Below are 23,079 nucleotides of genomic sequence, written 5' to 3' on the forward strand. Positions count from 1 at the left end.
GTGTCACGGGCACGGTGTCACGCGCGGTGTCACGGGCGCTTGGCGAAGCCGAGCGAGCGCTTCTTGCGGTAGCCCGGCCCGGACGACGCCTCACGGGTGGTGCGGTAACGGGCCAGCGTGCCCAGGCCCGGTCCGCCCTCGTCGTCCCCGGCGGCGGCGGCCACCGGGTCCTTCCCGAAGCGGCGCCCGACCAGCATCACCACGGGCACCACGAACGGCGCCAGCAGCAGGTCGTACAGCAGGGCGGTGACCACCAGGCTGCCGAGGCCGACGTGGCGGGCGGCGGTGTCGCCGACCAGGGCGCCGACCATCGCGTACAGCAGCGTCGAGGCGACCGCCGCGGCGGCCACCACCAGCAGCGCGCTGGAGACCGAGCGCTGGCGCCCGTGGTCGGGGCGCAGCAGCCCGGCGGCGTAGCCCATCAGACAGAGCACCAGGGCGTAGCGGCCGATGGCGTGGTCGGAGGGCGGTGCGAGGTCGGCGAGCAGGCCGGCCGCGAAGCCGACCAGGCAGCCGCCGGTGGGGCCGTAGACCATGGCCAGGCCGACCACGACGAGCAGCAGTATGTCCGGGGTGGCGCCCGGGAGCTGGAGCCGGCCGAAGACGCTGACCTGGAGGATCAGGCCGAGCAGGACGAGGACGGCGGAGACGGGGATGCGGGCGAGGCGCATGGCTCAGTTCCCCCCGGAGGGCTTGGCGGGCGGTGCGGCGACGGCCGGTGCCGCGGGGGCGGCGGGCGCCGCGGGTGCCTGGCCCTGCGGGGCGGGCGCGGGCGGCAGGACGGCGTCGCGCGGGTCGGTGCGCGGCGGTACCACCACCACGCCGACCAGGTCGAGCCGGGTGAACTGGACGAAGGGCTCGACCAGGACGGTCTTGGTGAGCTGGCCGGGGTTGGCCTCGACCTGGACGACCTTGCCGACCGGGACGCCGGGCACGAACGGGCGGCCGCTCTGCGATCCGAAGGTGACCATCCGGTCGCCCTCCTTCACCTGGGCCTTGCCGTTGAGCAGGGAGACCTTCATGGCGCTGGTGCCGCCGCCGGAGGCGAAGCCGATCTCGCCGCTGCCCTCCAGCCGTGCGCCGGCGCTGAAGCCGGGGTCGGAGGCGAGCAGCACGGTGGAGGTGGTCGGGGCGACGGTGGTGATCCGGCCGACCAGGCCCTGACCGTTGATCACGGTCATGTCCCGGGTCAGGCCGTCGTCGCTGCCGGCGTCGACGGTGATGGTCCAGGAGAAGCCCTGGGCCGGGCCGATCGCGATGACCTGTGCGGCCTTGACGGTGTATCCGCCGGCGCCGGCGGTGCGCAGCAGGTCGTCGAGCTGCTTGGTGCGGGCGCCGGCCGCGTCGGAGGAGGCCAGTTTCTGGCGCAGCTCGGTGTTCTCGCGGGCGAGCTGGTCGGTGCGGCCGCTGTGGGTGGCGGCGTCGCGGAAGGCGCGGACGGTGTCGGCGACCGGGTCGACCGCGGTGGCGGCGCCGCGCTCGACCGGGCCGAGGACGCCGGCCGCGGCGCGGCGGGCGCCGCCGAGCGGGGAGCTCTCACCGCCCTTGATGTCCACGGTGATCAGCGCGAAGGCGACGGCCACCAGCAGGATGAGCAGCAGCCGGCTCTCTCGTGTGTCCCTCACGGTGCTGGTACTGCCCCTTCGTACCTGGCCGCCCACCCGGGCCGTGGGGCCCGGGTGGTGGGCCGTTCAGTTGAGTTACGGGTTTCGTCGGTTGTGCTAACGGCGCGGCTGGGCGTCGAGTACCTGCTGGAGCGCCTCGAACTCCTCGACGCACTTGCCGGAGCCGAGGGCGACCGAGTCGAGCGGGTTCTCGGCGATGTGGATCGGCATGCCGGTCTCGCGGCGCAGCCGCTCGTCCAGGCCGCGCAGCAGGGCGCCGCCGCCGGTGAGGACGATGCCGCGGTCCATGACGTCGCCGGCCAGCTCGGGCGGGCACTGGTCGAGGGTGGTCTTGACGGCGTCGATGATGGAGTTGACGGGCTCGTCGATGGCCTCGCGGACCTCGGCGGCGGAGATGACGACGGTCTTGGGCAGGCCGCTGACCAGGTCGCGGCCGCGGATCTCGGCGTGCTCGTCCTTCTCGCCCTCCAGCCCGAAGGCGGAGCCGATGCTCATCTTGATCTGCTCGGCGCTGCGCTCGCCCAGGAGCAGCGAGTACTCCTTCTTGATGTGCTGGACGATGGCGTTGTCCAGTTCGTCGCCGGCGACCCGGATGGACTGGGCGGTGACGATGCCGCCGAGCGAGATGACGGCGACCTCGGTGGTGCCGCCGCCGATGTCGACGACCATGTTGCCGGTGGCCTCGTGGACGGGCAGGCCGGCACCGATCGCGGCGGCCATCGGCTCCTCGATGATGTGCACCTGGCGGGCGCCGGCCTGCGAGGAGGCCTCGATGACGGCGCGGCGCTCGACCCCGGTGATGCCGGAGGGCACGCAGACCACGACCCGGGGGCGGGCCAGGTAGCGGCGGCGGTGGATCTTGAGGATGAAGTAGCGGAGCATCCGCTCGGTGATCTCGAAGTCGGCGATCACGCCGTCCTTGAGCGGGCGGATGGCGACGATGTTGCCCGGGGTGCGGCCGATCATCTTCTTGGCCTCGGAGCCGACTGCCAGGATTCCGCCGGTGTTGGTGTTGACCGCGACGACGGACGGCTCGTTGAGGACGATCCCCTTGCCCCTGACGTACACCAGCGTGTTGGCGGTTCCGAGGTCGATCGCCAGGTCGCGGCCGATGAACGACAGGTTGGTTGCCATGGGGTGTAGGTGCCTTCCCGGGCTCGGAGTCATTAGCGGGGGTGGACGAGAAGCATGCGCCCACGGCTTGGGCGGAAATCAGCTGACCAGCCGTACCGGGCCCTTGAGTCGCGTCCATCGTAGTCACGTCGGCCAGTACGGATGTCGGCGTGGGGCATACCGTCCATTGTCCGGAGCGTGATCGCTTCTCCGAGCATTGGGACGCCGTGTCGGCGGCCCCAGTTCCCTATTTCACGATAAGAATGCCCCGGCCGGGCCAATGGTCCCGGCCGGGGCACCCGAAGGTCCCTCGGGCGTTTCGCCCGTGGTGTTCTCAGGCGTGTGCCGGGAAGAAGATCTTGATCTCGCGCTCGGCGGACTCCGGGGAGTCGGAGGCGTGGATCAGGTTCTCGCGGGTGATCGTCGCGTAGTCGCCGCGGATGGTGCCGGCGCCGGCCTCCAGCGGGTTGGTCGCCCCGGCCAGCATGCGGATGCCGGGCACGACCTCCTCGCCCTCGACGATCAGCGCGATGGACGGGCCGGAGGTCATGAACTCCAGCAGCGGCTCGTAGAACGGGCGGCCGACGTGCTCCGCGTAGTGCTGCTCCAGCGTCGCCCGGTCGAAGGTGCGCAGCTCGACGGCGGCGAGGCGCCAGCCGGCCTTGCGCTCGATGCGGCTGATGATCTCGCCGGCCAGGCCGCGGCGAACGGCGTCGGGCTTGAGCAGGACGAGAGTGCGCTGGGACACGGTGCGTCTCCTGGGAAAATCGGTTCGGCTTGCACTCGGTTCGTGGCGCGGAGTGCGACTACCGCAGAGGTTACCTTGCGTGAGCGGCGGCTCCGGCCGCCCGCCCGGGGGCTGGTCTAGGCCACCTGGGCGGCGGCGCGGGCGGCCTTGAACTCGTCGATCCTGCGGCCGTAGTGCACCGAGCACCACCACAGGCCGGCGAAGACCACTCCGAGGGCGAACATGGTCGGCAGGATGAAGCCGCTGGCGATCAGGCTGATCTGCAGTGCCCAGCCGAGTGCGACCGCGCCCGGCCGGTTGATCATGCCGCAGAGTGCGATGCACAGGGCCATGACGACGCCCGTGACGGTCCAGACGGTGGCCGTCGGGATGTCGGAGAGCTGCATCGCCACCAGCCCGGCGAACATCGCCAGCAAGGCCTCGCCGATCAGCGTCGAGGAGCAGAGCGTCCTCATCGTCACTTCCTCCCGAGGAGCAGGCGGGCCTCGCCCACCGTGATGACCGAACCGGTGACCAGCACCCCGGCGCCGCCGAGGTCGCCCTCCTCCTCGGCGAGGGTGACGGCGGCGGCGATGGCGTCGTCGAGCCGGGGCTCGACCTGGACGCGGTCCTCGCCGAAGATCTCGACGGCCAGGGCGGCCAGGGCGTCCACGTCCATCGCGCGGTGGGTGGAGTTCTGGGTGATCACGACCTCGGCCAGGATCGGCTCGAAGGCCTCCAGCAGGCCGGCCACGTCCTTGTCGCCGCTGGTGCCGATCACGCCGACCAGCCGGGTGAAGCCGAAGGCCTCGCCGATCGCGGCGACGGTGGCCTGGGCGCCGTTCGGGTTGTGGGCGGCGTCGAGGAGGATCGTCGGGCTGCGGCGGACTACCTCCAGCCGGCCCGGCGAGGCGACGCCGGAGAAGGCCTGGCGGACCTTGTCGACGTCGAGTTGGCCGCCGCGCGCACCGCCGACGCCGAAGAAGGCCTCGACGGCGGCCAGCGCCAGCGCGGCGTTCTGCGCCTGGTGGGCGCCGTGCAGCGGGATGAAGACGTCCTCGTACTCCTCGCCGCCGAGCCCGCGCAGCGTCACCAGCTGGCCGCCGATGGCGACCTCACGGCGGATCACGCCGAACTCCATGCCCTCGCGGGCCACGGTGGCGTCCACCTCGACGGCGCGGCGCAGGATGGACTGCGCGGCGTCCAGCTGCTGCTGGGCGACGACGGCGACGGCGCCGGTCTTGATGATCCCGGACTTCTCGACCGCGATCTCGCCGGTGGTCCCGCCCAGCTTGTCGGTGTGGTCCAGGCCGATCGGGGTGATCACCGCGACGGCGGCGTCGATCACGTTGGTGGCGTCCCAGGAGCCGCCCATGCCCACCTCGATCACGCCGACGTCCACCGGGGCGTCGGCGAAGGCGGCGTACGCCATGCCGGTCAGCACCTCGAAGAAGGACATCGGGACGGGCTGCTGCGCGTCGGTCATCTGCACGTACGGCTCGATGTCGCGGTAGACCTCGACGAACCGTTCGGGGGTGATCGGGGCGCCGTCGAGGCTGATCCGCTCGGTGACGGACTCCACGTGCGGGCTGGTGTAGCGGCCGGTGCGCAGCTCGAAGGTGTTGAGCAGCTGCTCGATCATCCGGGCCGTGGAGGTCTTGCCGTTGGTGCCGGTGATGTGGATGGAGGGGAAGGACCGCTGGGGCTGGCCCAGGATGTCCATCAGCGCCTCGATCCGGTCGAGCGAGGGCTCCAGCTTGTTCTCCGGCCAGCGCTTGGAGAGCTCGGTCTCGACGTCGCGCAGGGCGTCGCCGGGGCCGGCGTCGGCGGGGCGGAGGGTGTACGGGTTCGGGTCGGCCTTGTCGCTCACGACCACAGTCTACGGAGCGCTGGCAGGCCGTCCTCACGGGGTGAGAACGGCCACTTTGCCCTGACTTCCCAGTTTGCCCCCTTTACTATTGATTCAGCGAGTTTGAGCCGCAATGAAGCATCGATTCGCAATCGCCAGGAGTCGCCAGCCTTTGATCACGAGGAGAACCGCGCCATGCTCGACACCCTGCACGACTGGATCGTGTTCCGGCAGGACGGCATCGTCCGCTTAGCCGGACTGGTCTCGCTGGCACTCGTCGGCTACATGGCCCTCGTCTTCGGGCGCTTCCTCGTGTACTGGGCCGGCTCCCGGCACGCCTTCCGGCACGACCGCCCCGCCGAACCCGGCGACCCGGCCGCCTTCCAGTGGCACCTGGTCGTCCCCTGCCGCGACGAGGAGGCCGTGGTCGTCCAGACCCTGGACGGGCTGCGGCGCTCCGCCCCCGGGGCGCACCTGTGGGTGATCGACGACGACAGCGAGGACGCCACCCGCGCCCTGGTGCTGGCCGCCGCCGAACGGGACGACCGGCTCCACCTCGTCCAGCGCCGCCGCCCGCACGCCCGGATCGGCAAGGGCGCCGCCCTCAACGCCGCCTACCGCGAGATCTCCGCACGGCTGCCCGAGGGCACCGACCGCTCCCGCGTGGTGATCGGCGTCGTCGACGCCGACGGCCGGCTCGACCCGGGCACCCTCGCCCACGTCTGCAACGGGAAGGCGCTCGGCCGCCCGGACACCGGCGCCGTGCAGATCGGCGTCCGGATGCGCAACGCCGACGACGAGCGGCCGCTGCCCGGGCGGGGCCGGTTCGCCAACGCGCGGGCCCGCGCCCTGGTGCGGATGCAGGACGTCGAGTTCCAGGCCAACAACGCCGGCATGCAGCTGCTGCGCCGGCGCACCGGCTCCGTCGGCCTCGGCGGCAACGGCCAGTTCGTCCGGCTCTCCGCACTGGACTCGCTCACCGCCGAGGAGGGCCGCGCAGGCCGCCCCTGGCCGGAGCGGGCGCTGCTGGAGGACTACGAGTCCGGGCTCGAACTGCGGCTCGCCGGCTGGCGGTTGACGCACATCACCGAGGCGCGGGTGTCCCAGGAGGGGCTGGTCTCGCTCCGGCGCTTCCTCACCCAGCGCACCCGGTGGGCCCAGGGCAACATGCAGTGCCTGCGCTACACCGGGCGGGTGCTGCGCTCGCCGCACTACCGCCCGGCCGGCAAGGCCGAGGTGCTCTACACCTTCCTGCAGCCCGTGGTCTGCGTGCTGCTGGTGGTGCTCACCCCCGTCTCGGCCGGGATCACGGCGGCCGGACTGGTGCTCTTCCCCGCGGAGACGGCCGACTTCCAGCTCCGGTTCGGGCCGTTCATGGCCGCCGCCTTCGTGATCGCGACACTGCCGATGGTGTTCTGGGGATCCGCCTACCGCCGGCTGGTCCACCCCGGCCGGAGCCGGCTGACCGGCCTGCTCTGGGGTGTCCTGCTCTGGCTCTACGCCTACCACCTGTTCGTGGTCGCCGCCCGGGCCGCCGCCCGGCTGCTCCTCGGCCGCAACGGCTGGGCCAAGACCCGGCGCAACGCCGAGACCGTCGCCGCCGGCGCCCCCACCGCACTCGAAGCCTGAGCCCCTCCCCGGAGTACCCCCGTGACCACGTGCCCTCCCCCGCCGCCCGCCCGCACCCTCGCCCCCGCCAGCGTCGCCGTCGTCCTCGGCACCCGGCCCGAGCTGGTCAAGCTCGCCCCGCTGATCCACGAACTCGGCGACGCCGCCCGGCTCGTCCACACCGGCCAGCACTGGGACGAGACGATGTCCGGCCGGTTCCTGCGCGACCTCGGCCTGCCCCGCCCGCAGCTGCTGACTGGTGTCGGCGGCCGCCCCCGGGCCGGCCAGATCGCCCTGTCGCTCGGCCAGCTCGACGCGGCCTTCGCCGAGGACCGCCCCGCCGCCGTCGTCGTCCAGGGCGACACCAACGCCACCCTCGCCGGCGCGCTCGCCGCCAACGCCCGCGGGATCCCGCTGGTGCACGTCGAGGCCGGGCTGCGCAGCTTCGACCGGGCGATGCCCGAGGAGCACAACCGGGTGATGGTCGACCACGTCGCCGACCTGCTCTGCGCCGCCACCACCGGGAACGCCGCCAACCTGCGCGCCGAGTCGCTGGACGAGGAGCGGATCGCCCTCACCGGGAACACCGTGGTCGAGGTGGTCCGCCGCCAACTGCCCGACGCGGACGCCCGGGCCGCGCTGCTCGCGGCCCACGGGGTCGCGCCGGACGGCTACGTGCTGGCCACCGTGCACCGGCCGGAGAACACCGACACCGCCGGGGCGCTGCGCGCCGTCCTCACCGAGCTGGACCGGATCGCCCGCACTGGGACGCCGGTGCTGTTCCCGATGCACCCGCGCACCCGGGCCGCCGTCGAGCGGTTCGCCCTCGACGGCCTGCTCGCGCGGATCGCCGTCACCGGACCGGTCGGCTACGCGGAGTTCCTCGGCCTGGCCCGGCACGCCGCGCTGCTGGTCTCCGACTCCGGCGGCGTCCAGGAGGAGTGCACCGTGCTCGGCCGCCCCCTGCTCGTCGTCCGCCGCTCCACCGAGCGCCCGGAGGCGGTGGAGGCGGGCTTCGCCGCGCTCGTCCCGCCCGGGCCCGGGCTGGGCGACCTGGCCGCCGACTGGCTGGCCGACTCCCCCGAGCGGCTCGCCCGGCTCGCCGCCACCCCGAGCCCGTACGGCGACGGGCTGGCCTCCGCGCGGATCGCCGCCCTGACCGCGCGCCTGTCCGAACGGCCGGTGCCGGTGGCCGCCTGAGGCCCGTCCTCTTGACAGCCGGATTGGTCTACTCCACCTTGTGAGGCAAGTCTCCTTCCCCGGCAGGGACTTGAGTTGTCGGTAGCTCCCGCACACACACCATCGACACCCGGGCGGCTCCCCCCACGCGAGCCGCCCGGCCTCCCCCACAGGAGATGGAGTCAGGCCACCTGCCCGACCCGCGCACCCGCGCGGCCTCCACGGCCTGCTCGCCGGGGCCACCGCGATCGCCCTGGGCCTGAGCGGCTGGTCGGCCAACCACGACGCCGAGGCGGGCGGCGGGATCGCGGCCACCGTCGGCGCGCACCTGCACGCGATGCCGTAGACCGGCCCTCCCGGGGCCCGGGGACGGGGCGTCAGACCCCGGCCCGGGCCTCGGGGATCTCGGGGCACGGACCGCAGTGCCGGCGGCGCAGCTCGTCGGTGATCTCGGCCAGCTCGCCGTCCGGCAGGAACGGCAGCATCATGGCGACGCCCTGGAGCAGGCCGCCGAGCAGGAAGGTGGTGTCGGCGGTGGCCGCCACCAGCCCGCGGACCTCGCCGACGCGGCCGCCGGCGACGGCCTCGATCAGCCGGGCCGCGTCCGCGGTCTCCTCGTCCACGTCCACCGCTCCCGTGTCGGCCGGGGCGCGGCGGGCCATGGCGCGCAGCACCCGGTCGCCGACCTCGGGGGCGTACGCCTTGCGGACCGCCTCGGCGGCGATCCAGGTGAGCAGGGTGGCGACCTCGCGGTGCGCGTGCTCGTCGAGGATCCGGTCCAGCGCCTCGTCGAACGCCAGCTGGTTTCCGTGCCGGAACGCGAGAAGCAGCGTCGCCGCCCGGGCCTTGGCCTCGTCGACCGCCTCAGCAGGCAGTTCGTCGGCCAACTCCTTGGTCGCCACCACGCCATGCCCTCCCGTTCGGTGCCATCGGCTCAGCGGAACTCCTGCACACCGTACACATCCGACCTGCTAACTTCCGCGAACCCGCGCGGGCAAGACCGGAATGAATTCGGGCGGAATAAGACCTCACCCGGTCCAGGATGAATATTCGCCGGAAGGGAGCAACGCCATTGAGCTATTAGGAGCAGGAAAGGACGGGCGGTCCGGAAAAGCCGGAGGGGCCGCACCCCGCGTCGGCGGGATGCGGCCCCTCCTGGAGCCGGTGCGGATCAGGCCTGCGGCAGCGCCGCGAGCTGGGCGGTGATCCGGGCGATGTCGGCCTCGGCGGCCTCCTGGCGGGTGCGGATCTTGGCGACCACGTCGTCCGGCGCCTTGGCGAGGAACGCCTCGTTGCCGAGCTTGGCGGTGGTCTGGGCCTTCTCCTTCTCGGCGGCCGCGAGGTCCTTGGCCAGGCGCTTGCGCTCCGCCGCGACGTCGATGGTGCCGGAGAGGTCCAGCGCCACCGTGGCGCCGGCGACCGGGAGCGAGGCGGTGGCCGTGAAGCCGTCCTCGGGCAGGGTCAGGCGCAGCAGCGACCGGATGGCGTCCTCGTGGACGGCCAGCACGGTGCCGTCCAGGCCGAGCCGGGCCGGGACCTTCTGCGCGGGCTGGAGACCCTGGTCCGAGCGGAACCGGCGGACCTCGGTGACCACCTGCTGGAGCGTGGCGATCTCGGCCTCGGCCGCGGTGTCCCGGAAGCCGCTGTCCTGGGGCCACGCGGTGACCACCAGGGACTCGGCGCCGGTCAGCGTGGTCCACAGCGTGTCCGTGACGAACGGGACGACCGGGTGGAGCAGCCGCAGCGTGACGTCCAGGACCTCGCCCAGGACCCGGCGGGAGGCGTCCGCCTGCGCGCCGCCCTTGGCCAGGGTGGTCTTGGAGAGCTCGACGTACCAGTCGAACACCTCGTCCCAGGCGAAGTGGTACAGCGCGTCCGAGACCTTGGCGAACTCGTAGTCGTCGTACAGCGCGTCCACCTCGGCGACGGTGGCGTTCAGCCGCGACAGGATCCAGCGGTCGACCGCGGTCAGCTCCTCCGGCGCGGGCAGCGGGCCCTCGACGGTGGCGCCGTTCATCAGCGCGAAGCGGGTCGCGTTCCAGATCTTGTTGCAGAAGTTGCGCGAGCCCTTGACCCAGTCCTCGCCGATCGGCACGTCGGCGCCGGGGTTGGCGCCACGGGCCAGGGTGAAGCGGACGGCGTCGGCGCCGTAGGCGTCCATCCAGTCCAGCGGGTCCACGGCGGTGCCGGAGGACTTCGACATCTTCTTGCCGAACTCGTCGCGGACCAGGCCGGTCAGGGCCACGGTCTTGAACGGCGCCTGGCCGTCCATCGCGTACAGGCCGAACATCATCATCCGGGCGACCCAGAAGAAGATGATGTCGTGGCCGGTGACCAGGACGTCGGTCGCGTAGAACTTCTCCAGGTCCGGGGTCTTCTCCGGCCAGCCGAGGGTGGAGAAGGGCCAGAGACCGGAGGAGAACCAGGTGTCCAGGACGTCCGGGTCCTGGTGCCAGCCCTCGCCGGCCGGCGGCTGCTCGTCGGGGCCGACGCAGACGACCTCGCCGTCCGGGCCGTACCAGACCGGGATCCGGTGGCCCCACCAGAGCTGGCGCGAGATGCACCAGTCGTACATGTTGTCGACCCAGTCGAAGTAGCGGCGCTCCAGCTCCTTCGGGTGGATCTCGACCTTGCCGTCGCGGACGGCGTCGCCGGCGGCCTGGGCCAGCGGGGCGACCTTGACCCACCACTGCAGCGACAGCCGCGGCTCGACCACCGTGTGGCAGCGCGAGCAGTGGCCGACGGCGTGCATGTACGGGCGCTTCTCGGCGACGATCCGGCCCTGCTCGCGCAGCGCGCCGACCACGGCCGAACGGGCCTCCAGCCGGTCCAGGCCGAGGAACGGGCCGTGCACGGTGATCGCGCCGTGCTCGTCCATGACGCTCAGGTTCGGCAGGTTGTGGCGCTGGCCGATGGCGAAGTCGTTCGGGTCGTGCGCCGGGGTCACCTTGACGGCGCCGGTGCCGAACTCCGGGTCGACGTGCTCGTCGGCGACGACCGGGATCTCCCGGTCCGTCAGCGGCAGCTTGATGGTCCGGCCGACCAGGTGCTTGTAGCGCTCGTCCTCCGGGTGGACGGCGACGGCCGTGTCGCCCAGCATCGTCTCGGCGCGGGTGGTGGCGACGACGATCGAGTCGTCACCCTCCCCGTAGCGGATCGAGACCAGCTCGCCCGGGACCTCCTCGTGCTCGACCTCGATGTCGGAGAGCGCGGTGAGGCAGCGCGGGCACCAGTTGATGATGCGCTCGGCGCGGTAGATCAGGCCGTCGTCGAAGAGGCGCTTGAAGATGGTCTGGACGGCGTGCGAGAGGCCCTCGTCCATCGTGAAGCGCTCGCGCGACCAGTCCACGCCGTCGCCGAGGCGGCGCATCTGGCCGAGGATCCTGCCGCCGTAGTTCTCCTTCCACTCCCAGACCTTCTCGACGAAGGCCTCGCGGCCCAGGTCGTGGCGGGAGAGGCCGGACTCGGCGAGCTGCTGCTCGACCTTGTTCTGGGTGGCGATGCCGGCGTGGTCCATGCCCGGCAGCCAGAGCGTCTCGTAGCCCTGCATGCGCTTGCGGCGGGTCAGCGCGTCCATCAGCGTGTGCTGGAAGGCGTGGCCCAGGTGCAGCGCACCGGTGACGTTCGGCGGCGGGATGACGATGGTGTACGGGGGCTTCTCGCTCTTGGCGTCGGCCGTGAAGTAACCGCGCTCTACCCAGCGCTCGTACAGCTCGCCCTCTACCTCCGCCGGGGCGTAGGTCGTCGGGAGGGTGGCTGCGTCGTCCCCGGCGTGGTTGCTCACGGGGCGCTGGTTCTGGGTGTCGGTCACGACGCACAGTTTACGTAACCGGGGACCAGGGTTACGAACCGCTTTCGGTCCGCGGGCCCGGCGCGCCCGGCCCGGACGGCCGTCGGCCCGGTGCGGTACCGTGCCCGCACACTCGTCCGGTCCTTCGTACGGACACGGACGACTCCAGATCGCGACAGGCCGCAGGTGCGGCGGGGGAGCACAGAGGCAGATGTACGGCCAGGGTCAGCAGTATCCGCAGGGTCAGCCGCAACAGCCCTACGGGGCACAGCCGCCGTACGGGGCGCCGCCGCAGCAGCCGTACGGGGCACAGCCGCCCTACGGCGCGCCGCAGCCGCAGTACGGCCAGCCGCAGCAGGGCGCGCCGGCTCCGCAGTACGGGGCGCCGCAGCCGCAGTACGGCGCCCCGCAGGCGCCCTACGGGGTCCCGCCACAGCAGGCCCCGTACGGCCAGCCGGGCTACCCGGTGGCGCCGCCGCCGAAGAAGGGCAAGGGCGGTCTGGTGATCGGCCTCGTCATCGGCGCCCTGGTGCTGGGCGGCGGGGGCTTCGGCCTCTACAAGCTGCTCGGCGGGGACTCCGGCGGCAAGTACAAGATCACCGCCGCGCAGTCGCTGCCCGACGGCTACACCCAGAAGTCCGCCAAGGAGCAGGCCGCCGACCCGGCCAAGGCCGAGACGTCCAAGCTCGGCACGGACCTGAACGTGCTGGTCGCCAGCTACGCCAAGGGCTCCGACCCGCTGGACACGATCAGCGTGATCGGCGTCTACGGCAACCTCAGCGACCCCGACAAGATCATCGAGGACTCCAAGAAGCCCAGCGAGGGCGGCTCCTGGACCACCCCGCTGGCGGACTTCCCGGCCCAGGACAGCAAGAACTCCTCGGCGAAGCTCTCCTGCGGCGTCTTCGGCGTGCTCGGCGGCAAGTCGCAGTCCACCGTGTGCGTCTGGGCGGACAAGTCGACCACGGCCCGCGTGTCGTTCTTCAAGTCGAGCCTCGGCGGCAACGCCGCGACGCCACTCACCCCGGCCCAGGCCGCCGAGAAGACCCGGGCGATCCGTTCCGCGATGGTCGTCGCCAAGTAACCCGGAAGGCGGCCCGGCGCGCACGCGGCCCGTACGCGGCCTCCACCGCACGAGGCCCGCGCAGCCGTCCCGTCCTGCCCCGCCCTGTTCCTGTCCGTCCTGTCGTCCCGTCCGTCCCGTCCGTCCCAGAAAGGGCCACCGTGACCGAGCAGAACCCCTACGGCACCCCGCCGCCGCCGGCCGGCCAGCCGTACGGCGCCGCGCCCGTGCCGCCCCAGCAGCCGGGCTACGGGGCGACGCCCCCGCCGCCCGCGGGCCAGCCGTACGCCGCGGTGCCGCCGCAGGCCCCGCCGCCCGGCGGCCAGGCCGGCTACCCCGGCTACGGCGCGTACGCGCCGGCGCCGCCGCGCAAGTCCCGCAAGATGCTCTGGACCCTGCTCGGCGTCTTCGTCGGGGTGCTGGCGCTGATCGGCGGCGCGGTCGCGTACTTCGTCCTCGACGTCACGTCCAACGCTGGCACCCAGAAGATCGTCCTGCCGGCGAAGTTCAAGGACCTCTCCAAGGACGACGACAACGAGATCGCCCGCAAGATGGAGGAGGAGATCACCTCCGAGTTCGGCAAGGGCGACGGCGCCTGGAACCCGACCGGGGTGAGCGCCGTCTACCTGGACCCGTCGCAGGACCCGCAGCTCATCGTGGTCGGCGGCTACGGCAAGGTGCTGCTGCCCAAGCAGGAGCTGGACGCCATGTTCAAGGGCTTCTCGGAGGGCGGCCCGACCGTCAGCAACCGGCACGCTGTCGACGCCGGCCCCAAGGGCGGCACGATGGAGTGCGCCAAGGCCACCCAGGACGGCACCGACCTGGGCATCTGCGCCTGGGCCGACAACAGCAGCCTGATCCTGCTGATGCAGGCCCCCGCGGACGGCAAGCAGCCCGACCTGGACAAGCTCGCCGCCGACGCCCGCGACCTGCGCGCCGTCAGCGAGGTGCCGAAGTAGGGTCCGCCGCCGCGGACGGAAGACGAAGGGCCCCCGGAGACCGAGACGGTCTCCGGGGGCCCTGTCAGTCGGGGCGCCGCGGGGGTCAGGCGCTCTTCTCGCGCCGCTCCCGCTTGATCATGTCGCGCGGGACGAGCGTCGGGATGGCGTGCTTGGAGACGACGTCCCCGGTGACCACCACGCGGGCGACGTCCTGACGCGAGGGGACCTCGTACATCACGGACATCAGCACCTCCTCCATGATGGCCCGCAGACCGCGCGCGCCGGTGCCGCGCAGGATCGCCTGGTCGGCGATGGCCTCCAGCGCGTCCCGGGAGAACTCCAGCTCCACGCCGTCCAGTTCGAAGAGCTTGCGGTACTGCTTGACCAGCGCGTTCTTCGGCTCGGTGAGGATCTGCAGCAGGGCCTCGCGGTCCAGGTTGTGCACGCTGGTGATCACCGGGAGACGGCCGATGAACTCCGGGATCATGCCGAACTTGACCAGGTCCTCCGGCATCACCTGACGGAAGTGGTCGCTGGCGTCCAGCTCCCGCTTGGAGCGGATGTTGGCGCCGAAGCCGATGCCCTTGGCACCCGCGCGGCCCTCGATGATCCGCTCCAGGCCCGCGAACGCGCCGCCCACGATGAACAGCACGTTGGTGGTGTCGATCTGGATGAACTCCTGGTGCGGGTGCTTGCGGCCCCCCTGCGGCGGCACCGACGCGGTGGTGCCCTCCAGGATCTTCAGCAGCGCCTGCTGCACGCCCTCGCCGGAGACGTCGCGGGTGATCGACGGGTTCTCGCTCTTGCGGGCGACCTTGTCGATCTCGTCGATGTAGATGATCCCGGTCTCGGCCTTCTTGACGTCGTAGTCGGCCGCCTGGATCAGCTTGAGCAGGATGTTCTCGACGTCCTCGCCGACGTACCCGGCCTCGGTGAGCGCGGTGGCGTCGGCGATCGCGAACGGCACGTTCAGCATCCGGGCCAGCGTCTGCGCCAGCAGCGTCTTGCCGGAGCCGGTCGGCCCGAGCAGCAGGATGTTGGACTTCGCCAGCTCGATGGCGTCCTCACGGCCGTTGCCGCCGCTGCGGCCCGCCTCGCCGGCCTGCACGCGCTTGTAGTGGTTGTAGACCGCCACCGACAGCGCCTTCTTGGCGAGGTCCTGGCCGACCACGTACTGGTCCAGGAACTCGTAGATCTCGCGCGGCTTCGGGAGCTCCTCGAAGCGCACCTCGGAGGTCTCGGCGAGCTCCTCCTCGATGATCTCGTTGCACAGGTCGATGCACTCGTCGCAGATGTACACGCCTGGGCCGGCGATCAGCTTCTTCACCTGCTTCTGCGACTTGCCGCAGAACGAGCACTTGAGCAGGTCGCCACCGTCTCCGATGCGTGCCACGAGGTGCTTCCCCTTCGCCAGGGGCCCCGCGGGGGTTCCGGGGCCTGGTGCTGTGGACCGTCAACGCCGACGGCGATCGGTCTCGCTATCCGACGGTACTCTGCCGGGCCCCTGATTCCGTCCTCTTCGCCGGGTCTGCCCTACGCCCTGGGCGAATTGATACCGAACAGATGCCGTCTCCGGTGCCGCCGATGTGCCGGGGCGGGGCGCGCAACGGTGTGCGCGCCCCGCCCCGGCCGGTGCCGACCCTCAGGAGGTCAGCGAGGCCTTGCGGGTGGAGATGACCAGGTCGACGAGACCGTACTCGACGGCCTCGTCGGCCGTCAGGATCTTGTCGCGCTCGATGTCGTCGCGGACCTGCTCGACGGACTTGTTCGAGTGCTTGGAGAGCATCTCCTCCAGCTGCTCGCGCATCCGGAAGATCTCCTTGGCCTGGATCTCCAGGTCGGACACCTGACCGCGGCCGGTCTCGGTGTACGGCTGGTGGATCAGGATACGGGCGTTCGGCAGCGCCATGCGCTTGCCGGGGGTGCCGGCGGCGAGCAGCACGGCCGCCGCGGAGGCCGCCTGGCCCATGCAGACGGTGGTGATGTCCGGCTTCACGTACTGCATGGTGTCGTAGATGGCCGTCAGGGCCGTGAACGAGCCGCCGGGCGAGTTGATGTACATCTGGATCTCGCGGTCCGGGTCCATGGACTCCAGGCAGAGCAGCTGGGCCATGATGTCGTTCGCGGAGACGTCGTCGACCTGCGAGCCGAGGAAGATGATGCGCTCCTCGAACAGCTTGGCGTACGGGTCGTACTCGCGGATGCCCTGCGAGGTGCGCTCGACGAAGCGCGGGACGATGTAGCGGCCCTCGGCGCGCATGTCCTCGACGCGTGCCTTGGCGCTGGACAGGCTGGGGATGTTCATGGGGTTTCTGGTCCTCCGGAGCGTTGGGGCTGTGGTCTCGTGGGAGCCGGGGCCGAGGCTCAGGCGCCCGTGCCGCCGCCGCCCGGGACGTCCGCGGCGCTGTGCATGATCGCGTCGATCAGGCCGTACTCCAGGGCCTCCTCCGGCGTGAACCAGCGGTCGCGGTCGGAGTCCGCGGTGATCTGCTCGAAGGACTGCCCGCTGTGGAAGGCGATCAGCTCGGACATCCGCTTCTTGGTGCGGAGCAGCTGCTCGGCCTGGATGCGGATGTCGGTGGCCGAGCCGCCGAGACCGGCGGACGGCTGGTGCATCAGGATGTTGGCGTTCGGCAGCGAGAAGCGCTTGCCCTTGGCGCCGGCGGTCAGCAGGAACTGGCCCATCGAGGCGGCCATGCCCATCGCGATGGTGACGACGTCGTTCTTGATGTACTGCATGGTGTCGTAGATCGCCATGCCGGCCGAGATCGAGCCGCCCGGGGAGTTGATGTAGAGGAAGATGTCCTTGTCCGGGTCCGCGGCCAGCAGCAGCAGCTGGGCGGTGATCTTGTTGGCGATGTCGTCGTCGACCTGCTGGCCGAGGAAGATGATCCGCTCGTTGAGCAGCCGGTTGTAGACCTGGTCGCCCAGGCCGCCGAGCACGTCACCAGAGGCGGCGTGCGGCGCCATCGGGCCAGGCATCTGCATCTGCGGGAACGTCACTTAGCCACCTGCTCAGTCGATTTGGACGGTCGCTCCACGGCCGTCACGCTGTCGCACAGCTTTCGGGTATCACGTCGTGATTGTTGCTGTCCAAGGACCCTAACGCGCAGGCCGGGCCGCAGAATCCCTCACGCAGAACTGTTCGCTGTGAGCGCAGGGTTCACGGCGCGCGCCGCGGGCGCGCGCGGGGAACGGCGCGGGGAACGGCGCCGGCCGGCCGGGGAACGCGGCGGGCCCGGACACCGTGTACGGCGTCCGGGCCCGCTGCTGCTTCGGGGCTACCGGGGCGGTCAGGCCTCGGTCTTCTCCTCGGCCTCGGCGGCCGGGGCCTCGGCGGCGACGGTCTCGCCCGACTCGTCGGTCTCGTCGTCGTCGAAGTTGATCTCGTTGCCCTCGGTGTCGACGACCTTGGCGGCCTCGACCACGGTGGCCAGCGCCTTGCCGCGGGCGACCTCGCCGACCAGCAGCGGCACCTGGCCACCCTGGACGACCTGCTGCGCGAACTGGTCCGGGGTCAGGCCCGAACCGGCGGCACGGCGGATGAGGTGCTCGGTGAGCTCCTCCTGGTTAACACCCAGCTCCTCGTCGGCGACGATCTGGTCCAGGACGAACTGGGTCTTGATGCCCTTCTTCGCCTGCTCCTCGGTCTCCGCCAGGAACTCCTCCTCGGTCTTGCCCTGGGTCTCCAGGTAGGTCGCGAGGTTGAGGCCCATCGGCTCCAGCTGGTGGTGCTCCAGGTTGTGCTTGCGGGTCTCGATCTCGTCCTTGAGGAGCTTCTCCGGGAACTCGATCTCGACCAGCGCCAGCAGCGCGTCGAGCACCTTCTCCTGGGCCTGGGTGGCCTGGTCGTACTCCTTCATGCGCTCCAGGCGCTTGCGGGAGTCGCCGCGCAGCTCCTCCAGGGTGTCGAACTCGCTGGCCAGCTGGGCGAACTCGTCGTCCAGCTCGGGCAGCTCCTTCTCCTGGACGGCGGTGACGGTGACGGTGACCTCGGAGGTCTTGCCCGCCTGGGTGCCGCCCTTGAGCTCGGTGGAGAAGGTGGCGGTGCCACCGGCCTCCAGGCCGACGACGGCGTCGTCGATGCCGTCGATCAGACGGCCGGAGCCGATCTCGTAGCTGACGCCGGCGGCGGTGCCGTCCTCCGGCACCTCACCGTCGACCTTGGCCTCCAGGTCGACGACGACGATGTCGCCGGCGGCCGCGGCGCGCTCGACGTCCTTGACCGAGGAGAAGCGCTCGCGCAGCTGCTCCAGGGACTTGTCGACGTCCTCGTCGGTGACCACGATCGGGTCGACGGTGACCTCGATGGTCGAGAAGTCCGGGAGGGTGATCTCCGGGCGGATGTCCACCTCGGCGGTGAACTTCAGGTCGCCGCCATCGGCGATCTTCTCGACACCCTCGATGTTGGTGATGTCGGGCTGTCCGAGAACCTCGATCTTGCCCTCGTCGACTGCCTGCGTGTAGAAGCGCGGGAGGGCGTCGTTGACGGCCTCCTCCAGCACGGCGCCACGACCGAAACGCTGGTCGATGACCCGGTTCGGGATCTTGCCCTTGCGGAAGCCCGGGACCGAGACCTGCTGGTTGATCTTCTTGTACGCCGCGTCGAGGCTGGGCTTGAGCTCCTCGAAGGGCACCTCGACGGTGAGTCGAACCCGGGTCGGGTTCAGAGTCTCGACGGCGCTCTTCACGGTTTGGTCTCCTATGGGCTTGCGGTCAGGTTGCCTCCGCCCTCCCCGGGCCGCCGGCCGGGGCCGGTACGGGCGGGTCGGGCGAGACGGGCGATGGGCGGTTGGAGCTGCATCTCCCGTGGGGGGTGGACGGTGAGCGTGACTCCTCGCCCTCGTGCGGTTGACCTGGGTGGACGCCACAGGGACTACCGCCAGCGCCCCATCCTACCGGTACCACGAAAGGCGGACGCCAGGACGCCGCCGTCCGGGGCCGCTCAGCCTGTGCCGACGGGTTCCCGAGCGGCCTCTCCCGCCGTCTCCCCGGTACCCCCGGCCGGTACCGGGCGCATGGTGGCGGCGGCGTCGGAATCCCGTACCAGCAAGGCGATCGCGGCCGCCACCAGGGCCAGGCCGGCCGCGGTGAGGAAGGCCGCGCGGTAGGCGGTGAGGTTCGCCACGGGCGTACCCGAAGCGTCCGTGGTGAGGGGGCCGACGGCGGTCAGGACGGTGCCGAGCACCGCGACGCCGAGCGCGGAGCCGAGCTGGCGCTGCGCGTTGTAGAGGGTGGAGGCGGCGCCGGTGGCGCGCGGGGTGATGGTGGCGAAGGCCGCGGTCTGCGAGGGCATGAAGACGTGCGACATCGCGTAGCCGGTGACGAACATCAGGGCGCGCACCGCCCAGAGGTTGCTGTCCGGCCCGATGGTGGTCATCAGGGCGAGGCAGCCGGCCACCACGGTGGCGCCGGCGGCCAGGATCCGGCGCGGGCCGATGCGCGGGTAGATCCGGCCCGCCACCTGGGAGGCGAGCATCACGCCGAGCGCCTCGGGGAACACCATCAGGCCGCTGTGCAGGGCGTCCATGCCGAGGGCGTCCTGCATCAGCAGCGGGAAGAGGTAGAGCATGCCGAGGAAGGCGGCGCCGGAGAAGAGCGAGAGCAGGTTGGTGGTGCGGAAGATGCGGTCCCGGAAGAGCCGCAGGTCCAGCATCGGCTCGGGGCGGCGCAGCTCGACCACGACCAGGGCAGCCAGCGCGAGAAGGCCGACGAGCGCCGAGGCCAGGATCCGGGCGCTCCCCCAGCCCTCGGACGCGCCCTCGGAGAGCGCGTACATCGCGGCGCCGAAGCCGGCCGCGGAGAGCAGGAACCCGGCGGCGTCGAACCGGCCGGCCCGCTCGGCGCGGTAGTCGGGCAGGAAGAGCAGGCCGAAGACCAGGGCGGCGATGCCGACCGGTACGTTGACGATGAAGACCCAGTGCCAGGACCAGCCGTCCACCAGCCAGCCGCCGAGCACCGGCCCGGCCGCGGGGGCGACGGCGGTGGGCAGCATCAGGACGCGGGTGGCCCGCATCCGCTCCTCCTGCGGGAAGGCGCGGAAGAGCATGGTCATCCCGACCGGAGTGAGCAGGCCGCCGGCCGCCCCCTGGAGGATCCGGTAGAGGGTGAGCGAGGTCATCGAGCCGGCCGCGCCGCAGAGCAGCGAGGCGACGGTGAAGAGGCTCAGCGAGGCGAGGAAGACCCGGCGGGTGCCGAAGCGGTCCCCCAGCCAGCCCGAGAGCGGGACGAAGACGGCCAGGCTGACCAGGTAGCCGACGTTGATCACGCCGACCCCGGCCGGGTCGGTGCCGAACTGTCGGCCGATCGCGGGCAGCGCCACGTTGACGATCGTGGTGTCCATGATCGACATGAACAGCGAGGCGACGAAGACGACTCCGACCGCGATCTTGGGGTTCATCCTCATCGGGGCTCCAGCTTTGGGTGAAAAATCAACCACCCACCATGCCGGACCGGAGCCGCGGACGCCAACGGAGCCGCAGACGCCAACAGGGCCCCGCCGAGGACGAGACCCTGCCGCACTGTCGGGGTGACCGGATTCGAACCGACGGCCTTCCGCTCCCAAAGCGGACGCGCTACCAAACTGCGCCACACCCCGTGGTGCCGAGAGGAAGCGTACACGCCGGGCCCTGCCGGTTCGCCGACATATTCCGAGGCCCTCACAACGAATGTGGTGTGCGCGCAGCCGACCGGACCAGGTACGCTGTTCCCGACCTTCCGTCCGGTGACGGCCGGGGGATCGCGCGGGCGTAGCTCAATGGTAGAGCCCTAGTCTTCCAAACTAGTCACGCGAGTTCGATTCTCGTCGCCCGCTCCAACAGTCCGGCCCCGGAGAGACGCCATCGTCTCCCCGGGGCCGTTCGCGTTCCCGGCGGGCGCCGCCCGACGACCCGTCAGGCGGTCAGAGGCCGAGCCGGGCGGCCCGGGCGGCGGCCCGGTCGAGCAGCTGGTGGACGTCGGCCTGACGGGTGGTCGGGCGGTCGTTGTACTCGTCCGGGGAGCAGGCCGGGCGGCCGGTGGCGTGCAGCACCTCCATCACCTGGACCCGCGCGGTGCGGACGGTCTGCGGGGTGCCGTAGCCGTGGGCGAGGACGGCGGCCTGGGCGCCGAGCAGGCAGACCCGGCCGGCCCGGTCCCACATCGCGCCCTGCACCCAGCCGAACGCCCCGATGTAGCGGGAGGCGAGCCGCAGGTGGTCCGCGGCGGTGACCGGCACCGGGCGGGCCGGGCGGCGCAGCGCCCGGTCCAGCAGGGTCGCCCGGGGCAGCGGGTGGCCGGCGTGCCAGGGCTGCACGGTGGAGCCGGTCCGCGGGACGTACGGGACCGGCGTGCGCGCCGGGGCGGGCAGCGAGGCGAGGTACGCCTCGACCTCGGCGACCAGGCCGGAGCCGTCCGGGGTGAGGAGCAGCGGCCCAGGGGGCGTCAGGTCGGTGCGGGGCATGCGGTTCTCCAGGCGGTGGCCTACGGTTGCCGCTACCCAAAGTGGGGCATTCAGGACATTCTCGCGACCGGAGGAGCCCGGGGGCGGGCACCGGGGCGGTTTCCCGGTGGGGCTCCGGGCCGATAGCCTCGGCGGCGTTCGAGCGCAGTTTCGAGAACGCTGCGCGCCGAGGCGGCCGCGAGCCCCAGGTGGAGGAGTACCCGTGCGTCCCCAGGACCGACTGGCCGTCATACAACGCTGTGTGATCCAGGAGATGGCGCGCTTCGGGCAGGAGTTCACGGCCGACGGCGAGGTGGTGCGCGGCCCGGGGACGACCGCGGTGGCCGTGCGCGAGCACCCCGGCCAGGACGGCACGGGCCACGTCGACCTGGGCTACGTGCTCCAACTCGGCCGCGCGGACGCGCCGGTGGTCTGGGACTGCGCGGCCGGCCTCGGCAAGACCGAGGAGGAGAAGCTCGCCAACGCGGTGCGGATGTGGGCGACCACCACCGCGTCGGCGCTGGTCGAGCAGGAGCAGGGCCGGGGCGAGCACGGCGACCACGCCGACCACCCGGAGCTTCCGGGCTGGCACGCGGTCCAGGGGCCGGCGGCGGTGTTCGGGTTCGGCAACGAACGGCTGGCGGGCTGGCTGGCGGAGAACCGGGTGCTGCCCGCGCTGGCGCCCGCACTGCTGCCGGAGCTGGCCGGGCACGGGCCGAACGGGGTGAAGCTCTTCCTCGGCGGCAAGGCGGGGGACGACGTCGCCGAGGTCCGGGTCAACGGCGAGGTGTCGGAGGCCGCCTCGGCGGCGCTGCGCGCACTGGACTGGCCGCGCGGCGAACGCCTCTGCTGGGCACGGCTGTTCGTCCTGCTGACGGCCCGGGAGGCGCCTGCGCGGCCGGCCGCGCAGGCCGGCGCGGCAGAGCCCGCGGCACTCCGGGCCCCGGCCGTGGCGGCGGCACGTGCCCGGGGGCTGTTCGGACGCTGGAGGCAGGCCAGACGGGCCGGCCGGTGACCCGGACGGCCGCCCCCCGCTGAACCCGGACGGGCCTCGGACGAGGCCCCGGGGTCAGCTGGCGATGCTGGAGATGCTCTTGGCGATCTGGTTCAGGAAGTCCTGGATCGGCCCGGCCGCCGTGCTCTGGTTGAGCATGAAGCCGAACAGCGCGGCCAGGATGAAGTGCCCGGTCTTCAGCTGCTTGTTGCGGATGAAGATGAAGCAGATGACGCCGAACAGGACCAGCGCGGAGACGGAGAGTGCCACCCGGACTCACTTCCTCGTTTCATAGCGGGGTGCCAGCGGGTGGCATCCCCTGCGAAGCCGGACCCCGGTCTGTCCGACGGTCCCGAGGCGGAACTGCAGTTCGTCCGGCCTGTCCCGGCCGGAGGGAGAGCCCACCGCGGCCGCACGGTGCCCGTCGTGCCGCACGTGACGCCCCCATCCCCCGAATCCTGACCAGTCCCGCCCGGACTCAGTGTGGTCGACCGTGCCGGTTGCGTAAAGGTCTGGCCGTCAGCCGGACGCCGATATCCTGCGATGCGAGACGAGTTTCCGCCGACCGAGACGATAGCCGAGACGTTCTGACGAATCGTCTGCGGGGCCTCGCTGAGCGGCGGCGAAGCGCCCGGCGGGCGGGACCGGAAGCCGCAGGTCCGCTCAGGTGACGGCGGGTCGGAATTGGCCGAAGATCAGCTCCCGGGCTTGACAGCACCTGCTCACGGCATGTGCGCGTCCGCGCCCCGGGCCGGGACGGCCGGGCCGGC

Annotated in this window: 20 protein-coding genes and 2 tRNA genes; 6 read left to right on the forward strand and 16 right to left on the reverse strand. The window is 71.8% G+C overall.

The features are described from left to right. Positions 1–29: 29 nt before the first annotated feature. The 6 genes from mreD to J5Y04_RS34955 form a co-directional block, all read right to left on the reverse strand. Positions 30–671: a rod shape-determining protein MreD gene (gene mreD / locus J5Y04_RS34930; RefSeq protein WP_209416562.1), complete on the reverse strand. Its 642-nt coding sequence runs from the start codon at positions 669–671 to the stop codon at positions 30–32. A 3-nt stretch (positions 672–674) separates the two neighbouring features. Next, complete coding sequence (mreC, locus tag J5Y04_RS34935) at positions 675–1,625, reverse strand: rod shape-determining protein MreC (protein WP_209416563.1); 951 nt, start codon at positions 1,623–1,625, stop codon at positions 675–677. A gap of 96 nt (positions 1,626–1,721) precedes the next feature. Next, positions 1,722–2,747, reverse strand: a complete 1,026-nt coding sequence (locus J5Y04_RS34940; RefSeq protein WP_148645918.1) for a rod shape-determining protein — start codon at positions 2,745–2,747, stop codon at positions 1,722–1,724. A 325-nt stretch (positions 2,748–3,072) separates the two neighbouring features. Further along, positions 3,073–3,486, reverse strand: a complete 414-nt coding sequence (gene ndk / locus J5Y04_RS34945) for a nucleoside-diphosphate kinase (RefSeq protein WP_148645164.1) — start codon at positions 3,484–3,486, stop codon at positions 3,073–3,075. A gap of 116 nt (positions 3,487–3,602) precedes the next feature. Then, on the reverse strand, positions 3,603–3,941 hold the full coding sequence (locus J5Y04_RS34950) for a DUF4233 domain-containing protein (protein ID WP_209416564.1): 339 nt from the start codon (positions 3,939–3,941) through the stop codon (positions 3,603–3,605). Positions 3,942–3,943: 2 nt separating this feature from the next. Continuing rightward, the gene (locus J5Y04_RS34955; protein ID WP_209416565.1) at positions 3,944–5,335 is read right to left on the reverse strand and encodes a folylpolyglutamate synthase/dihydrofolate synthase family protein; all 1,392 of its coding nucleotides are present in this window, start codon (positions 5,333–5,335) and stop codon (positions 3,944–3,946) included. 174 nt (positions 5,336–5,509) lie between these two features. Between J5Y04_RS34955 and J5Y04_RS34960 the strand changes: the two genes are divergently transcribed. Together J5Y04_RS34960 and wecB are read left to right on the forward strand one after the other, a co-directional pair. Next, complete coding sequence (locus tag J5Y04_RS34960; RefSeq protein WP_307853459.1) at positions 5,510–6,943, forward strand: glycosyltransferase; 1,434 nt, start codon at positions 5,510–5,512, stop codon at positions 6,941–6,943. A 21-nt stretch (positions 6,944–6,964) separates the two neighbouring features. Beyond that, a complete protein-coding gene (wecB, locus tag J5Y04_RS34965) occupies positions 6,965–8,122 on the forward strand; it encodes a non-hydrolyzing UDP-N-acetylglucosamine 2-epimerase (protein WP_209416566.1) in 1,158 nt (385 codons plus the stop codon). 356 nt (positions 8,123–8,478) lie between these two features. Here the strand turns inward: wecB and J5Y04_RS34970 are convergent, their stop codons facing one another. Together J5Y04_RS34970 and J5Y04_RS34975 are read right to left on the reverse strand one after the other, a co-directional pair. Beyond that, a complete protein-coding gene (locus tag J5Y04_RS34970) occupies positions 8,479–9,006 on the reverse strand; it encodes a hypothetical protein (RefSeq protein WP_209416567.1) in 528 nt (175 codons plus the stop codon). Positions 9,007–9,272: 266 nt separating this feature from the next. After that, positions 9,273–11,912, reverse strand: coding sequence for a valine--tRNA ligase (locus J5Y04_RS34975; RefSeq protein ID WP_209416568.1), 2,640 nt, complete (start codon positions 11,910–11,912; stop codon positions 9,273–9,275). Between the two features lie 190 nt (positions 11,913–12,102). Between J5Y04_RS34975 and J5Y04_RS34980 the strand changes: the two genes are divergently transcribed. Together J5Y04_RS34980 and J5Y04_RS34985 are read left to right on the forward strand one after the other, a co-directional pair. After that, the gene (locus J5Y04_RS34980) at positions 12,103–12,975 is read left to right on the forward strand and encodes a hypothetical protein (protein WP_209416569.1); all 873 of its coding nucleotides are present in this window, start codon (positions 12,103–12,105) and stop codon (positions 12,973–12,975) included. 140 nt (positions 12,976–13,115) lie between these two features. After that, complete coding sequence (locus J5Y04_RS34985; RefSeq protein ID WP_209416570.1) at positions 13,116–13,913, forward strand: hypothetical protein; 798 nt, start codon at positions 13,116–13,118, stop codon at positions 13,911–13,913. Positions 13,914–13,998: 85 nt separating this feature from the next. On the opposite strand, the gene clpX is transcribed toward J5Y04_RS34985, so the two are convergent. The 6 genes from clpX to J5Y04_RS35015 all read right to left on the reverse strand — a co-directional run bounded on the left by clpX (position 13,999) and on the right by J5Y04_RS35015 (position 20,493). Continuing rightward, positions 13,999–15,288 (reverse strand): ATP-dependent Clp protease ATP-binding subunit ClpX, encoded by a 1,290-nt coding sequence (gene clpX, locus J5Y04_RS34990; RefSeq protein ID WP_030309676.1) that lies wholly within the window; start codon positions 15,286–15,288, stop codon positions 13,999–14,001. A gap of 249 nt (positions 15,289–15,537) precedes the next feature. Further along, positions 15,538–16,200 carry an ATP-dependent Clp protease proteolytic subunit gene (locus tag J5Y04_RS34995; protein WP_209416571.1) on the reverse strand — a complete coding sequence of 221 codons (663 nt, stop codon included), beginning with the start codon at positions 16,198–16,200 and terminating at the stop codon, positions 15,538–15,540. Positions 16,201–16,259: 59 nt separating this feature from the next. Further along, positions 16,260–16,877 (reverse strand): ATP-dependent Clp protease proteolytic subunit, encoded by a 618-nt coding sequence (locus J5Y04_RS35000; protein ID WP_305067940.1) that lies wholly within the window; start codon positions 16,875–16,877, stop codon positions 16,260–16,262. Between the two features lie 311 nt (positions 16,878–17,188). After that, the gene (gene tig / locus J5Y04_RS35005) at positions 17,189–18,586 is read right to left on the reverse strand and encodes a trigger factor (RefSeq protein WP_209416572.1); all 1,398 of its coding nucleotides are present in this window, start codon (positions 18,584–18,586) and stop codon (positions 17,189–17,191) included. 254 nt (positions 18,587–18,840) lie between these two features. After that, positions 18,841–20,301 carry an MDR family MFS transporter gene (locus tag J5Y04_RS35010; RefSeq protein WP_209416573.1) on the reverse strand — a complete coding sequence of 487 codons (1,461 nt, stop codon included), beginning with the start codon at positions 20,299–20,301 and terminating at the stop codon, positions 18,841–18,843. Between the two features lie 118 nt (positions 20,302–20,419). Continuing rightward, a tRNA-Pro gene (locus J5Y04_RS35015) sits at positions 20,420–20,493 on the reverse strand. A 145-nt stretch (positions 20,494–20,638) separates the two neighbouring features. On the opposite strand from J5Y04_RS35015, the gene J5Y04_RS35020 reads away from it, so the two are divergent. Then, positions 20,639–20,712: transfer RNA gene (locus J5Y04_RS35020), tRNA-Gly, on the forward strand. Between the two features lie 84 nt (positions 20,713–20,796). Here the strand turns inward: J5Y04_RS35020 and J5Y04_RS35025 are convergent. Continuing rightward, positions 20,797–21,336: a hypothetical protein gene (locus tag J5Y04_RS35025; protein WP_209416574.1), complete on the reverse strand. Its 540-nt coding sequence runs from the start codon at positions 21,334–21,336 to the stop codon at positions 20,797–20,799. Between the two features lie 241 nt (positions 21,337–21,577). On the opposite strand from J5Y04_RS35025, the gene J5Y04_RS35030 reads away from it, so the two are divergent. Continuing rightward, complete coding sequence (locus J5Y04_RS35030) at positions 21,578–22,330, forward strand: DUF6348 family protein (RefSeq protein ID WP_209416575.1); 753 nt, start codon at positions 21,578–21,580, stop codon at positions 22,328–22,330. Positions 22,331–22,384: 54 nt separating this feature from the next. Here J5Y04_RS35030 and J5Y04_RS35035 read toward each other — a convergent pair whose 3' ends face one another. Next, on the reverse strand, positions 22,385–22,579 hold the full coding sequence (locus J5Y04_RS35035) for a hypothetical protein (protein ID WP_148645154.1): 195 nt from the start codon (positions 22,577–22,579) through the stop codon (positions 22,385–22,387). Positions 22,580–23,079 lie beyond the last annotated feature (500 nt).

This window comes from Kitasatospora sp. RG8, assembly GCF_017813315.1.
GTDB lineage: Bacteria > Actinomycetota > Actinomycetes > Streptomycetales > Streptomycetaceae > Kitasatospora.